Source organism: Anoxybacter fermentans, assembly GCF_003991135.1.
Classification (GTDB): Bacteria; Bacillota; Halanaerobiia; order DY22613; family DY22613; genus Anoxybacter; species Anoxybacter fermentans.
This window is the reverse complement of sequence record NZ_CP016379.1, coordinates 938,320-953,758: the sequence shown is the minus strand read 5'-3', so window position 1 is coordinate 953,758 and position 15,439 is coordinate 938,320. Positions and strand designations below refer to the sequence as shown.

The 15,439-nt window shown below is 34.5% G+C and carries 10 protein-coding genes and 1 pseudogene; 2 read left to right on the top strand and 9 right to left on the bottom strand.

Going from position 1 to position 15,439, the window contains the following annotated elements; all coding sequences use genetic code 11:
- Positions 1–103: 103 nt before the first annotated feature.
- From BBF96_RS04280 to BBF96_RS04245, 7 genes and pseudogenes are all read right to left on the bottom strand, one after another.
- On the bottom strand, positions 104–2,437 hold the full coding sequence (locus BBF96_RS04280) for a xanthine dehydrogenase family protein molybdopterin-binding subunit (RefSeq protein WP_127015998.1): 2,334 nt from the start codon (positions 2,435–2,437) through the stop codon (positions 104–106).
- A gap of 24 nt (positions 2,438–2,461) precedes the next feature.
- Entirely contained in the window at positions 2,462–2,926 is a 465-nt protein-coding gene (locus BBF96_RS04275) for a (2Fe-2S)-binding protein (protein WP_127015997.1), read from the bottom strand.
- Between the two features lie 26 nt (positions 2,927–2,952).
- Positions 2,953–3,819 (bottom strand): FAD binding domain-containing protein, encoded by an 867-nt coding sequence (locus tag BBF96_RS04270; RefSeq protein WP_127015996.1) that lies wholly within the window; start codon positions 3,817–3,819, stop codon positions 2,953–2,955.
- 783 nt (positions 3,820–4,602) lie between these two features.
- Positions 4,603–4,956 (bottom strand): annotated as a pseudogene (locus tag BBF96_RS04260) (ISL3 family transposase).
- 142 nt (positions 4,957–5,098) lie between these two features.
- On the bottom strand, positions 5,099–5,554 hold the full coding sequence (locus BBF96_RS04255; protein WP_127015994.1) for a transposase family protein: 456 nt from the start codon (positions 5,552–5,554) through the stop codon (positions 5,099–5,101).
- 479 nt (positions 5,555–6,033) lie between these two features.
- Positions 6,034–9,126 (bottom strand): GNAT family N-acetyltransferase, encoded by a 3,093-nt coding sequence (locus BBF96_RS04250; RefSeq protein WP_127015993.1) that lies wholly within the window; start codon positions 9,124–9,126, stop codon positions 6,034–6,036.
- Positions 9,127–10,491: 1,365 nt separating this feature from the next.
- Complete coding sequence (locus BBF96_RS04245; RefSeq protein ID WP_164730897.1) at positions 10,492–10,899, bottom strand: OsmC family protein; 408 nt, start codon at positions 10,897–10,899, stop codon at positions 10,492–10,494.
- A 431-nt stretch (positions 10,900–11,330) separates the two neighbouring features.
- Between BBF96_RS04245 and BBF96_RS04240 the strand changes: the two genes are divergently transcribed.
- Both BBF96_RS04240 and BBF96_RS04235 read left to right on the top strand, forming a co-directional pair.
- Positions 11,331–12,104, top strand: a complete 774-nt coding sequence (locus tag BBF96_RS04240) for a DUF5714 domain-containing protein (protein ID WP_349031373.1) — start codon at positions 11,331–11,333, stop codon at positions 12,102–12,104.
- 3 nt (positions 12,105–12,107) lie between these two features.
- Complete coding sequence (locus BBF96_RS04235) at positions 12,108–12,662, top strand: methylated-DNA--[protein]-cysteine S-methyltransferase (RefSeq protein ID WP_127015990.1); 555 nt, start codon at positions 12,108–12,110, stop codon at positions 12,660–12,662.
- Here BBF96_RS04235 and BBF96_RS04230 read toward each other — a convergent pair.
- Positions 12,634–13,017, bottom strand: a complete 384-nt coding sequence (locus BBF96_RS04230; protein WP_127015989.1) for a hypothetical protein — start codon at positions 13,015–13,017, stop codon at positions 12,634–12,636. The two genes, BBF96_RS04235 and BBF96_RS04230, sit on opposite strands and share 29 nt — an antisense overlap.
- 20 nt (positions 13,018–13,037) lie before the next feature.
- Complete coding sequence (locus BBF96_RS04225; RefSeq protein ID WP_127015988.1) at positions 13,038–14,897, bottom strand: DOMON domain-containing protein; 1,860 nt, start codon at positions 14,895–14,897, stop codon at positions 13,038–13,040.
- Between the last annotated feature and the right edge of the window lie 542 nt (positions 14,898–15,439).

Here is a 15,439-nt window from a genome sequence, read left to right as displayed (position 1 = left end):
ACCCCGCTTTTTGAATAATATTATCTATTTAAAAAACGTTATAAACGAAAATTTATTTTCAGGAAAGGCCCTCCCCCCTAAGGGAGAGAGCTCTATTCTATAACTATTTATTATTCTTCTCTTTTTCTTCATTAGCTCTCTTTTCTTTGATGGCTTTCAAAACTTTCTCCGCTGTAATAGGCAAGCTAGTAATTCTTACACCAATTGCATCATATACGGCATTAGCAATGGCCGGAGCAGCAGGAATCATGGCAGGTTCACCAATTCCTCTAGCTCCATAAGGACCATCCTTTAAAGGAGTTTCAACAAACTCAGTAATAATTTCAGGACAATCCATGGCAGTAGGAATTTTATAATCCACAAAAGATGGATTCAATAGTTTACCATCTTTTAAGATCATCTCTTCCATCAGGGCAGTACCCATACCCTGGATAAGACCACCTTCTAACTGACCTTCACAGGTGTCAGGGTTAATTACACGACCCACATCGAAAACTGAAACCATTTTAATTACATCAACTTCACCGGTTTCTAAGTCAACTTCTACCTCTGCCCCGTGAACACCAAAGGTCCAGTGGTTAACAGGACGACCCTGACCAGTTTCCGGATCAAGATTGGTTACACCTTCAGGAATAAAGATACCTTTACCAATTACAGGCCCGCCTCTACCACTACCATCAGAGTAAACCAGACCCAATGCATAATCTTTTATATCTTTTTTCAAATTCTTATCTTTCTTAGAATAGATAAATCCATCTTCAATATAAAGATCCTCAATATTTACATTAAAGTCTTCTGCCGCATACTCCAACAGTTGACGCTTTAAATCTCTAGCAGCTCTGATAACAGCATTTCCTGTAGAATAAGTGGTCCGGCTACCTACAGTCTGCCATTCGTATGGGGTATAATCTGTATTCGGAACGCTAACATGAATTTTATCTACATCAATACCCAGCTCTTCAGCAGCAATCTGAGCTAGAGCTGTATGGGAACCCTGACCAATATCGGTAGCGCTGACCTGCAGATTAACAGTTCCATCTTCCAGTAAATATATAATTGCTGAAGAAGCAGCAGCCGGTGGGGTAGATGGGCCTTTATAAGCACCTGCAATACCTTTACCTCTTACTTTATATGGCTTGCTTGGAGCATCCTTTTTATCCAATTCCAGAAGTTCTGCGACCCGCTCAACACATTTTATATAGCCAACATCTTGCAATCTCTCATTGGTAACAGTAAGAGAACCATCTTTGAGACCATTTATCTTCCGGATTTCAACAGGAGAAAGACCAAGCTTTTCAGCAATGTTATCCATATGCTGTTCAATACCCCAGTGGATCTCACACATACCAAAACCGCGATAAGCACAACCTACAGGATGGTTGGTATATACACAATAGGAATCAGCTTTGACATTTTCAATTTCATATGGACCAGAGCAGGAATATCCAGCAGTTTTAACAATGTTTACCCCATAGTCATTATAAGCTCCGGCATCCCAGATATAAGTGATTTCCTGAGCCACAATTTTACCATCTTTTCTTACACCACTCTTATATTTAGCACGCAAGCCCTGGCGGTTTACAGCAGCCTGGAATTCTTCTTCACGGGTATAAGTAAGACGAATATATCGGCCCGGTACAGTCATAGCCAGAGCAACAACCATTGGCTCGATCTGTAGACCGGCTTTACCACCAAAACCGCCACCAATATATTCAGCTTTAACAGTAATCTTATTTAACGGAATATCGAAAACATGGCCTAATAGTTGTCTAACAGCAAAAGGAGATTGACAACTGGAAATAACTTCTAATTGACCATCCAGACTCATTTTTGCTATAGCAGTATGGGTTTCAAGGGGAACATGGTGTACCATTGGTACGGAGAATTCATCTTCAATGATATAATCAGCTTCTTTAAATCCTTTCTCTACATCGCCTTTCCGCAGCTTGAAATGCTCACTGATGTTGGTATGGGGTACGGGATGAATAAATACCGCATGATCATATTCATGTAAATTCTCATGAATAAGCGGAGCATCTTCTTTCATTGCTTCAATTGGGTCAAAAAGTGCTGGTAATTCTTCATATTCAACTTCAATTAGTTCAAGAGCTTTTTCTGCAATCTCTTCACTTTCTGCAGCAACAGCAGCTACAGCATCACCAATATAGCGAACTTTATCAATGGCAAAAACAGTTCGATCTGCCATATAAAGACCGGTTGTATTTGGAAAATCCTTACCTGTAATAACCGCTTCTACACCCGGTAAAGCTTCTGCTTTACTTGTATCAATATTTAAAATTTTTGCATGGGGATACGGACTTCTCTTAATTTTGGCATACAACATCCCCTCAAATTTCATATCATCAACATATTTGGCTTCGCCTGTAACTTTACTAACTGCGTCAATTCGCTTTACTCGTTTACCAACAACTTTCATAGTCAGCCTCCTTTCAAAATTCTCTTATTTTTGTGCTACAGCCTTAATGGCCTCAACTATCTTTTCATAACCAGTACACCGACACAGGTTACCACTGATGGCCTCACGAATCTCTTTTTCAGTTGGATTGGGATTTTTAGTCAAAAGTGCTTTGGCAGACATAATCATACCGGGAGTACAGTAACCACACTGCAAGGCTGCATGTTCAATAAAGGATTCCTGTATTTTATCCAATTCGGTACCTTTAACCAGACCTTCCACAGTTAAAATTTCAGCACCATCAACCTCAGGAGCCAGAACCAGACAGGAATTAACCGGTTCACCATTCATAATTACAGTACACGCACCGCACTCACCACCACCACAACCACATTTGGCTCCTGTCAAATCCAACTCTTCTCTAAGCATTTCCAGTAAAGTCATATTAGCTGGAACTTCCAATTCCTTATTTCTTCCATTAATTACAAAGGAGATTTTATATTTTTTCATGAAAACAATCCTCCTTCTCTATAGACTTATTCCCAACCCAGAATCTCTTCAATCCCACGTTTGACGAGAATCTGAGAGATTTCAGTACGATACTCTTTAGAAGCACGAATATCAGAGATAGGCGAAATATCACTTACAACAGCTTCTTTTACCTTTTCTAATAATTCGGGTGTAATAGTTACATCTTTTAATAGTGCTTCAGCATTTTTAGCACGAACCGGAGTAGGAGCCACAGCACCCAGTGCAATTCGTACTTCTTTTACTTTGTCCCCATCTTTACCAAGCACCAGAACAGCAACACCGACACTGGATAAATCAACAGCCTTGCGCCGGGCATGTTTAAAATACCGTCCTACTGCATCGGTTATAGGTGGAACGGTTACCTTTGTTACCATTTCTCCGATCTTAAGAACCGTTTTACCTGGCCCGGTAAAGAATTCACTAATAGGCACAACTCTTTCTCCCTCCGGACCAGCAATGGTCACTTCTGCTTCATAAACCAGCAGAGCTGGAGCAGTATCTGCCAACGGAGAAGCATTACAGATATTACCAACCAGAGTACCCCGATTTCTAACCTGCAGGGAACCTATGACATGAGCACCTTCAGCTAGAACCGGATAATACTTTTGAACAATTTCAGAGCCAGCTACCTGATTTAAAGTTACAGTCGCTCCTATAGTCAAACCTATTGTTTCATCATACGAAATTTTATTTAATCCAGAAATTCTCTTAATATCAACCACATATTTTGGCTTCCAATAACCATCCCGCATTCGCACAATCACATCAGTACCACCACATAAAATTTTAGCCTCTGTACCATGTTCACTGAGGAACTGGCATGCTTCCTGAACGGAACCTGGAACTACATATTCAAAATTAGTGAGTTTCATTTTAGCCACCCCCTGTTAAATTTTAAAAATACAAACTAAACAAAATATTTTAATAATTAAATTTACTTTAACATCTTTTTCCTCTCTTTATTTAACAGTAGTGTATAATAGATTTTTAAGACATCTTACAAAATAAAAACAGGAATCCTCCTTGGAAAGTTGAAATTAATTACTGCTATATAAGGAAGTATTAACTCAATATAAAGGAAATACTAACTCAAATGGAGGATTCCGCTATGACTAGTTTCCCAAAGATAGATGTATAACTTAGTGTAGTTCATAAAATTATTAAAGTTCGTAAAAAACATATAAATTTTCAAGGAGCATATGGGGTAACAAGATAATCATTTACATAAAATTCTGATATCATCTTAAATAATTTTTTCTTTACAATATAACTTTTTACCTTTAGATAAGAAATACAAATGTTTCAACAAATGTTTAGAAAATTCTTATAAATCAAAATCCTTTCTTGCCAAATTAAAAAAACATACTCCTAAATAGTAAGGTGGAAAAACTTAAATTACCGATAATACCTGTTTCTTTATTAACTGCAGGAAAGTCATCTATATTTGATTAAACTGCAAAAAGTTAATTTTGAACGCTATTGAAATTTTTCGTTAAATCATCTTAGTGAGATTTCAGTCGAAATAAAGCCTCATCATAGACTGCGGTAAAAGTCAATAGGTAATTAAGAAAAAAATTAAAGAAATATTATCCTTAAATAATATATTTTTCCATATAAGTAACAAAAAATTCTTATCCCCCTGAATTAATAGAATTTTAGTCTGAAAATTCTTCATAATATCCAATCCTTTTGATCAATTTAATCTTGTTATTGATACCCTCAGCAAAGCCATTGATTATCTTAAAATAATTTAGTATTTTTTCTTCTTATCTTTGTATTATCTTTTTTACTTGGTAAAAAGGTATCAGCTTGCTTTTTATTACTTCTTTATACCTCCTTTTTAGAGCTCTGGTGGCTTCTTTTACATCATCTAGCTGCAATAGGTCTCTGAATTCCTCTTTTAATTCCCAGGCCTTTTCTAGAGCTGGACTGAGTTCAAATAATTCGATGAGCTTTTCATGATCTTCATCTGTCAGTTCTTCAGCTCGTTTTTGGAGTAATAAACTCATCCTTGCTCATCTTCCCAACAATCAAAGTAGTTAATTAAATTATCCTTTTTGCGAGTAGGTAAAATGTCAATTAACTCCCGATTCTAACTACATATTTATGGCGTTTTAAAACTGCAAATTCATCGATATTGATGGCTTTTAATTAACTAAGTTTTGAAAGTTGTTGTTCAATGAGAGGGTCAATTACTTTTTTAACTGCATTATTAACAGCTGTATAACTTAACCCGTTTTCTCTAGCAACTTTAGAATAATTCTTGCTGACAGTTTCTTTAGCAAGATATTTATCAAAGCATTTGGTTTTACGGGCATATTTATCAATGCTTTCATATTTTTCAGGAATACCCCTCTTATGACAATAAGGACAACGATATCTTTTCTTTAGAAGTATAATGATTACTAGTTTACCTCTTATAGGGATGTTTCTAATATTTTGCCATTTTGTATCATAGATTTTATTAGTGATATTACCACACCGAGGACACACAATGTGATTTTTCTTTGCTTCAGCAATAAAAATATACCTGTCCTCCGTTGAAATAATTTCAGTTGCAATAATGTCTGACAAATCAAGAAATTTTATAATATTATTATCTTGCATTTGCTGGACTCCTTTCTTTGGTTTTTAGTTCGCAACTAATTAATTCAACGGAGCCAGCAAATGCCTTTTGATTTTTATAATTTTTTCTTTACAACATTAATTATAGACCTTCTTTTTTTAAAAAACTCTTGACTTCTACTAGCAGATCTGTTCCTCTGTGGAAGCAAGTTATGCGCACCTCCTCTTTTTCAATAATCTCCAATAATCAATCCAGAAAAGTCAGCATATACGTTAACCCCATATCAATTCCAATTATAACATCCGCCTCTGAAAATTCTTTCTTAAGTCCTTCAGCTAAATAATTCAGATGTAATATTTTATTTGTTGTTTTTTAAAGACTTTGATATTTGAAAAATGCATATGTGCATCTATTATCTTCAATAATTTTACTCCCTTTTCTCCTTTCCCTCATCTCCCCGATACTATAAGGTAAAACCACTTAAATCGTAACACTACATTTCATCTCAGTTATCTCATCTTTAATCAAACCATATATTCTTTAAATCCTTCAGATAAACCTCTGGTAAATATTCTTCAGTAAAGATCAAAAAGATCGGAGGAGTAAAAACTTTATCATTATTTTTAGCAATAATTTTATTCATTCCTAAACCTGCAATAACCTCATTATTTGCAAAGGCTATCAAATTTGTTGAATTTTGCCCGGCAAAGAATAATACTTTTTCTTTTCTATTCTCTGATCCAAATAACACAGGCGAATGGGAATGTATTTCTTGATTTATTCCAGCTTTATACTTTATCATCTCACCACTTAGATTTCTTGAAATAAACCAGCTTTTTGTAATTTCAGAATCTGGCTTCAAAAAAGCTATAGTATAAAAATCAACAAAGTTAAATAATGATCCGGTGTTTTGAATAATTTCCGTCGTAAAACAGAGAACAGGAAGACCTGGTAAAAGCAAATAATACTGATTCAATTTAAGTCCACAATATTTATCATTTTTCTCTAACTCATAGCTTATTTTAATTCCACTCCATTTATTTTGATAATTATCCTCTATATCAACAAAATTAACCATCCTTTTTTCTTCTAAAATTGATGAAAAGATTAAATCCATTGGAGCACTTACTAATCCACCAGTCCAGGGATTCCACCATGATTTGGGTTTTGGTTTTGGAAAAGATGAATCAAGCCATTCATGATTATTATAGATAAGTGAAAATAAAGAATTTGAAAAGGATGGCGCAGCTTTTATTTCTAATACTCCATTTTCCATAGAATAAACATCTATCCCATCCTCTTTAGATATTTTTCTTTTAATCTCTCTATCTTTAATTTGAAAAATAGCTATTTTTCGTTGAAATTCTATAATATTAAAGTTAACATCCAGTTTTAACAGATCCAAATCTATATTTTTCTTTATATTAATTAAAAACTCTGTTTCTCTAATCTGGTCGCTTTCAGTATATTTTTTTTCTACTGGCTTAAAAGAACTGGTCTCAGAAATTAAGGTAATTTTACCGTTAAAATATGTCTGTTTATAATCTCTTATCTTTACTTTAAAACTATCTTTAACAAAAGGATTACCACCATTGACAATCATATCAAAATGATCAGAGGGGGATAATTTTTCTGAGTAGACCTTTTTTAGAGCAAAATCCCTAAATTCCTGCCAATTTTTAAATGTCCCTAAAGCTATATAAATTGGTTTAGTACTTTTATATTCCTTAGCAGCCAATTTACCAAAATTGTGTTCAATGGTTATTAACTCCTCATTTAACACTACTCTATAATCCTTATGCCAACAAAGTCCTCGTGTTATTTTATCACCCTGCGAAAAAATCCAATTTTCTGTTACTTTGCTACCTTCCCAATAGTCTATAAGTCTACCATATGAACCCTTAAGCTCAATAATTCTATTCTCATAGGGAATAACTGCCCTGAAAAAATCATAAAAAATACTTTCATTTAGCCATATTTCCTGTTCTGTTTCATTATTTGCTAAATTATAAACCTCATAGTGATGTTCAAGAATTCCATTGGCATAAAGTTTTGATACCGAAACAACTTCAATATTTTCAAAATATTTCGACCTATATACCGCTTTTAAAACCATCGCATCATTTTCCTTAAAATACTCAACCTTTTCTACTCTTTTTTTAGAAAATTCTGTTGAAAATGGTCTCCCAATTTTAGGATAATTTATAAAGATATTATACAAATCTTTAATAAAACTTTTTATAGTTAATTTATTATTGAATTTATTCAGTTCCAGGGAATAACTACCATTACAAATTATCCAGCTATTTTCAGTTTCACCCCCAAATCTACCAGTCCGACCTTTAAAAGCCGCACTTAAATTCTTTCTGAAGTTTATTATCTCACCGTTATTTAACTGTACAGTTACTGGAATATTTGCTGAATAAAAAGAAAAATCTTTCAAAATATATGGAATAGTAATTAAATCCTTACCATTTCCCTTTAGCTTGACATTAAACTTTTTCTTAAGAAACCTGATATTTTCAGAATCAGATAATATAAATACAAATTCGGCCTCTTCTTTAAAATTATTCACTACTTCAATATAACATTCAGATTTTACATTTTTAAAAGATTCATAATCAGGAACAATCATTGAAAGTTTAGCTGGAAACATAGGGACAATCCCAACCCTAAATAAAGCTTTTTTACCATTTATCATAATTTCTGCAGAAACAGCCGGATGAGTACGCCACTTACTCTGTTCTTCAAATATTTCTCCTACATAAAATTCACCTTCAATAGTTTTTTCTCCAACAACTTTCATTGATTTATCTAAAGAAAAGATAATATTTTTATCATTCAATCCTTTAATAGAAACATTTAAAGGTTCTCCTGTTTTATTTAAGATTTTATAAAAAACCTTATACTTTCTCCCAAAAATCAGATTTTTATTTTCTACCATAGCGCTGACCATATAATCATCTGTCTCAATTAATCTTATTCCACGGCCCAACCTTTCAAACTCTACCCGCAACCTTTTACCATTCTTTTCCCATAAATATTCATAATACTCAAAACCATTTTCAATTCTTCCATCAGGCTCAATTAATATCTCTCTTTTAGCATCATTATACCAGTGGAATGTTTCAAAATAATCTTTTAAAATCTCTGTTTGTAAAACTGTGGGAATAAAATTCATAAAATGGATCATTCCATCCCGTTTTTCCCAGAAAAAACCACATTTTTTGTACAAAGGCACAGCCTTGGTATTTCCAGGCCATGTATAAAGATCCAACCTGGGCCAACCAAGTTCTATCGTCCTTTCAATAGCCCTTATTACTAAAGACTTACCTATCTTTTTCCCATGATAATCAGGCCGAACATTTAAAAGTGATATATATAATCCTCCTTCATCTTCTTTATATTCAGACAGTCTGCAATATCCGATAACCTCTTTACCCTTAACAGCAAGGAACACATTTAAAAAGGTCAAATTTTCATGTTCCCTTAAAATAGTTTCCTCTGTTTTTACTACATTATTTCCTCCCCAATTATCAGTACTTTTATTCCACATTTCAGCTATTCCTTTAGCAAATAAAGGACTATATTCTATAATTTTAATATCCTCCATACTATCCCCTCCCAAAAATTTTTATGTTCCGTCAAATTTTCTTCCTTTTTCAAGGGATAAAAACTTGATTTTTCCTTGAAGAATTTTCATAAAAAAGAAGGAATCCCTCCTCCTAAAGTAGTAAGTAGTAGTCGTCCAAAACCACAACTCAACCCCATGATTCATTTGGTGGTAAACCACCTTTAGCAGACTATAGATTCCACTGGTCAAATAATTGAAAACAAGGCACAACTCATTAGATGGATCATTAAACAAGTCTCTAAGCTTCAATAAGCCTTACAAGCAAAAAACAGGACGAAGCCCTTTAACCTTAGCAGGTTCCTTAAGTAATAAAACTTATTAGAAACTTTGATCTCCTTATTCTTGCTTGAATGGTTAATTGTTACTTAGCTCTAAACATGATATTTCTTATTCTACCTAATAGAATGGTCTTAAACTACTATCTACTTCCATTTTTTAGGAAACTGTATATCTTATTTGACGTTACCAAAATGCACTGTTCTGTTATTTATATTCAGGTTGTTGAAAAAATGGAGGTGAACATAATTTGCTTCCACAGAAAAACTAAATATAATTTCTTCCGCTACCGGACGCTCCGCCATCCTGGCTGCGCGTCCTGAAAAGTCAAGGCTTTTGTTGTCCTGGCTCCAGCCTTGACTTATACGCTTTAGAAATTATATTTAGTTTTTCTGATTTCTAAAGCCGAATACCAATGCACGGGCAAATCTTTAAAAAGAAGGGTTTATCAACAACCTCTGTTAGTTATATTGCTCTTTAAAGACTAAAATTTTTTATTATATATATATTATACCAAAATAATCGATGAAAACAAACACTAAAATTTCTAGACTTAGTTAGTTTTTAGTTTATTTAAATTGGCCTTCGACCGTTTTATTGGTGCCAAGGCCCAATGTTATCTATACCTATACAATTTACTTTTGCTTCATACAGGTTCCCAAACCTTCAGCATTAGCTACCAAATTTCCAGGGATGTTTATTATTCAAGTTCAAATTGATTTTTAGACTCTTTTAAAATATCTTTATAAATGGCAATATGCCGATCTTCCAGATGATCAAAGATCTTTGGCGATTTAGTTCCATAGTTGATATATTTAAGAAGGTCTAGATTAAGCTTAGCCTTAGTGAGATTGAAAAAAATGGCCTCATCATAAGATATGATGAGCTAATCAAAGGTCAATAGTGTGCCTTATTTCGACTGAAATCGAACTTTAGATGGTTCGAAAAATCTCTTTATGAAGCGAAAAATTAGTTTTTTTGCAGTAAAATCATATTTTATTTGCAGAAAACGAAATGGACGGTAACCTCACCGTCCATCATTAAAATCAATTTCATTATTTAAATTCTTTATCTTAATTTATAAGTAACATCCAGTTCTGCCACCTGCTTTAAGGTATAGTAAATGGAACAATATTTTTTTGCCAGTTCAAGAGCTTTTTCTACTTTTGATTGATTTTTACTATCTGTTTCAATGGTAAAGACCACTTTAGCCCAATCAAGATGAGTAATTCCTTCTTTCTTTTTCTCACCGGTAATTTCTACTTCAATCTCTCCAAACTCTATTCTTTGCTTGACCATTATATCCCGAAGAGTCCAGTAAAGACAATAACCCAATGCCCCCAATAACATCTGATAAGGAGCAACACCGTAATCATCATGGGTACCTGCCAGCGGGATAGTTGGCCCATGTTCTGTCTCCATCTGTCCTCTACCTTTTTCCTTCTGCAGAGTCAATTTTACTTTTAATTCAGCCATATATCCCATCCTTTCTTTATTTTATTCCGTTAAAAAATATTTTCTAAACCAATCAATAAATCAGGGTGAGGATATAGCCGTTCTATACTTATACTTTGACAAAAGTGTTCCATCTCCTTTTTATATATTGCCTTTTTCTTTCCCCTAATGTATAATTATTTTATATAAGATTAAACTGTAAAAAGCTAATTTTGAGCGAAATAGAAATTTTTCGTTAAATCATCTTAGTAAGATTTCAGTCGAAACAAGACCTCATCACAAGATGTGATGAGCTAATCAAGGGCCAGAAGGGCCCATTGATTAGTGTACCTTATTTCGAGTGAAATCGAACTTTAGATGGTTCGAAAAATTTCTCTTGAAGCGAAAAATTAGCTTTTTGCAGTAAAATCATATAAGTAAGCGCTTATTTCTTTTAAAAAGGAGGAAATCTAATGAAATCAATACAAAATATAAAAAAAGACTGTTGAAACTCTAAAAAAGATGTTGGTCAACACCATTCAGAAAACTGCATGATCTGCGGAGGAAAATTGACCTATCTGAATCAGGGCCAGAAGTTTACCTGTCATCTCTGCGGTAAAAAAGAGATTGGCAATATTTACTGTAATAAGGACCACTATATCTGTGATACCTGCCACGGCCATTCAACCTTTGAACTGGTACAAAAAGACCTTTTGAATAATCACCTCACCGATCCTTTACAGATCGCAGAAAAGTTGATGTTATTGCCTCAGATTCCTATGCTGGGCTGTGAAAATGCCTGGATTGCAGCAGGAGCATTGATGACTGCTATTCGCAACGAAGGAACTCTACAAATCACCAATGAACAGATCATCGAAGTCCTTAACCGTACCCATCGTCAGGCCATTGGAGGTTACTGCGGGTTAACAGGAGCCTGTGGAGTTCCTATCGGTATAGGCGCTTCCTTTAGCATACTTTTAGATGCCGCCTGTCCCAAAGACAGAGAAACTTCTTTGACTATGCAGTTTCTAGCCCAGACCATCACAGCAGTAGCTGCCGAAACCGGGCCATGTTGTTGTAAAAACTTTGTCAGAACTTCCCTTAAAGTTGCTGCTCGAATATTGAAGGAACATTTTCAAGTCTATCTTCCACTGGCTCAAAAAATAGACTGCACCTATGTTGAGCGCCATCCTCACGGATGCCGGAAAGAAAAATGTCAGTATTATAAAAGTTCTCAGGAGGAATAAAAAATGATCAACAAAAAGGATAACAAAGATAAGGTATTTTACAGCATCTATGACTTCCCAATTGGAAAAATCTTTATCGCTTCCACCCAACGGGGAGTTTTAGCACTTTTTCTTAATCATGAAAAAAAGTTCTTCTCCTGGCTCAATCAACATTTTGATAAAAATAACCTCTACCATCTTCAAGAGTATAATGACTATTTGGCAGACCAACTAAAAGAATATTTTGCCGGTTATCGCCAGTCTTTTGAGGTCAATCTAGACCTTAGAGGAACCGAATTTCAAAAAAAGGTCTGGCGAGAATTGCAAAAAATTCCTTATGGAAAGACCGTTACCTATAAAGAGTTAGCTTTAAAGGTTGGTGGGGCTAACTATGCCCGGGCAGTAGGCGGAGCAAATAACAAAAATCCTATCTCAATTATCATCCCCTGCCACCGGGTCATCGGAAGTGACGGAAGCCTTATTGGTTATGCTCCAGGTCTTACAATAAAAGCCAGGTTACTCCAACTTGAGCAATACGGTCAGACCTTGTTTAATCTAAACTTTCAATCTCAGAAATAGCTTCAGCCAGCTTCTCAGAATAAAACCGCATATAATTCTCGATCTTATGACCGTATTTTGGCCACCAGATCCCATTCAAATACTTTTCCGGAATCCAAAGTACCCGACTTAATATATAATACCAGATAGATATTTTAGGTAGTTGTGGTTCATTCGTAAAGTGTTTAGAGTATATTTGGGGAAAATATCGGTAAAGAAAATAGACCAGTTCATCTTTAAGCTGAATATATTTTTCAAGTTTCCAATCTTTAAAAATCCCCTCCTGAATAAATTCTTCTCCCATTGTAACTAATTCTCTATAACGGGATTTAAATTCCAGATACTTTTCCCGAATTTCATCAGTAATATACTGCATTGATAACCACCTCTTTTAATTTAATGTAGTTTGATAATCCCTAGAGTATATAAATCCTCTACCGCAAGAGGTGAAGTAGCCATTAAAGAATACTCTTCTGGATGACCTGGATCATCTATATCCCATACTGCTACTGTCATCGGATAGATTTCATCTGAAAGATCTAACTCCCCAATTTTTACTTCCATCCAATATCCATCCCTTGAAGGCATCCACTGGGCATGAATAGTATGAGTAGGCTCTTTTAACTCTTCACCATCCCACTCCATTATCAGGGTTTTCATTGGCAGAATAAAAATCCCATACCGGTAGACTTTCTCATCATCCCTAAACCAGATTTCAATATGATCACTTGTTTGTTTTGGATTTATACCTGACTCCTGTGCATAAATCCGATTTTCATCTTTAACTTTAATACTTAGATAAAGGGAGTTATAACAATAAGCAAAACCTATAGTATAAGATAAATCAGCTTTTCCACCCCATTGATCTGCTCCTTCAATGATCTGTTCCTTTTTTTCTATTGCAACAGTTTCAACTAAAGACCAGACCTTTTCAGAAAACATACCATCTACCCGGAGAGGGCTTCGGGTTTGAACTGCCTTAAAAAGAGGCATTTTAATAATAATTTCTTTTTCTGACCCCAATTTGGGCTTTTTTAGAACCTGACCCGCTATCCTTCGTACAACCTGGCCGTTGGCTAAAAGATAAGTCTCTTCTCTCCCAATTAAAGTCAATTTATCCCCACTATAACTATATAAATATGTAAGTCCAGGCTTTGAATCTGTTGGTTTACGGCTAATCTGAATCTGGGAATTCTCTACAGTAAAAAAGATCTCTCCATCATTCTGGAAAAATGAAGGTAACAACGGTATCTGCAGTGGTTCACTTACAATTTCATTTTTCTGAGAAATAATCCAAACCCGATTACGTAACCCTTCAATTCCCTTGCCCCAGATAATAGCATCTTTTGGGAAACTACCATCCAAATCAACTCTAAATACCCGATAAGCCCTGAACCCTTTCTCTTTTAAAATTTTCTTAATTGTTTTCCCCATCTCCATAGGTGGTAATATTGCCAGTTCACGTGCATCCTGAGCACCTTTAGGTTCATCCCAGATTTCATATATTTTAGCTATGTATTCATAAAAAATTTTATGCTTTCCCATAGGTAATTTTTCTTCTTCTTGAGCAGCTCTTTTAAAGGCTTCAAAAAAGGGTATATACAATTCGGGATATTTCTTATTACTCAATACAAATTTCTTACCGTCCCATGTATAAATATCAACCCAATATGGCCCAGTTGATAAAGAACCTTTGACTTCACGATAGACAAACAATTCTTCTATTTGATCTAAATCCAGATCAAGAAACATTCCCTGGTTAAAAATCTCATCCTCTTTTACAAAATAACTTCCTCCACAGCTATTGGTCTCTCTTTTATAAAGAAGCTCCAAGCCCCGATCTGTTAAATTAAAAATAAAAATGTAAGCCCAGCCATTTCGGGCCGGATCTGCTCCAACTACAGCCAATTCTTTCCTACCATCCCAGGTAAACTGATGAAATGACAGGTAAAAATCTTTAAAAGAATTTGTCAAAGGACCAGCATAGAACCATGCGTCAACAGGTTTATCCCCGGAAAAGAGAACCAGTCCCCAATTTTTAGCATATCCCTTTCCATCCTCCATCGGTTCAACCCAGAGAACCACTTTATCTGAACCATACTCAGATTTTTCAATCATAATCTCTGTTTCGAGATTTAAAAATTCTTGAATTTGAGCTTTTAAAGATATTACTTCTTCAGCCTGGACTGCCCCGGTTATAATCAGTAAACTTAAATTAAATATAAGAATCCTGTATTTTATCTTATTTAAATTCATACTTAACCCACCATCCAGATTAAAAAACTTAATCTCAGCAAATCAATAATTAAACTGTAAAAAGTTAATTTTGAGCGACATAGAAATTTTTCGTTAAACCCTCTTAGTGAGATTTCAGCCAAAATAAGGCCTCATATGAGGATGTGATAAGCTAATCAAGTTACTGAAATCGAACTTTAGATAGTTCGAAAAATTTCTTTTGAAGCGAAAAATTAGCTTTTTTGCAGTAAAATCATCAATGATTTTACTACAAAAACTAATCTTTTTTAGCTCACAGATATGACTGCATGATCCTGATTTTCAGTCTGGTATAATTTTATTCTTCGTCTATTTAAATTATCCTTTTTCTTAAAGATAAGTTTCCAAATCTATTATGATATATTATGTATCCCTTTTAAAGATATAGCAACCTTTGCTAAAGTAAATTCATCTTTTTTCAACTTCTTATATTTTCTCTGTTCTCTAATTTATTCCCTATTTTTTAACAGACCCTCTATTCAGAATTTTCCTGTTATGAGCAAAATCCCTTGACAAATTCAAAA

Coding starts and splice junctions, on each gene's coding strand:
- BBF96_RS04275 (WP_127015997.1), bottom strand. CDS start 2,926: ATGAAAAAATATAAAATCTCCTTTGTAATTAATGGAAGAAATAAGGAA.
- BBF96_RS04270 (WP_127015996.1), bottom strand. CDS start 3,819: ATGAAACTCACTAATTTTGAATATGTAGTTCCAGGTTCCGTTCAGGAA.
- BBF96_RS04230 (WP_127015989.1), bottom strand. CDS start 13,017: ATGCAGTATATTACTGATGAAATTCGGGAAAAGTATCTGGAATTTAAA.
- BBF96_RS04255 (WP_127015994.1), bottom strand. CDS start 5,554: ATGCAAGATAATAATATTATAAAATTTCTTGATTTGTCAGACATTATT.
- BBF96_RS04245 (WP_164730897.1), bottom strand. CDS start 10,899: ATGGCTGAATTAAAAGTAAAATTGACTCTGCAGAAGGAAAAAGGTAGA.
- BBF96_RS04250 (WP_127015993.1), bottom strand. CDS start 9,126: ATGGAGGATATTAAAATTATAGAATATAGTCCTTTATTTGCTAAAGGA.
- BBF96_RS04225 (WP_127015988.1), bottom strand. CDS start 14,897: ATGAATTTAAATAAGATAAAATACAGGATTCTTATATTTAATTTAAGT.
- BBF96_RS04280 (WP_127015998.1), bottom strand. CDS start 2,437: ATGAAAGTTGTTGGTAAACGAGTAAAGCGAATTGACGCAGTTAGTAAA.
- BBF96_RS04235 (WP_127015990.1), top strand. CDS start 12,108: ATGATCAACAAAAAGGATAACAAAGATAAGGTATTTTACAGCATCTAT.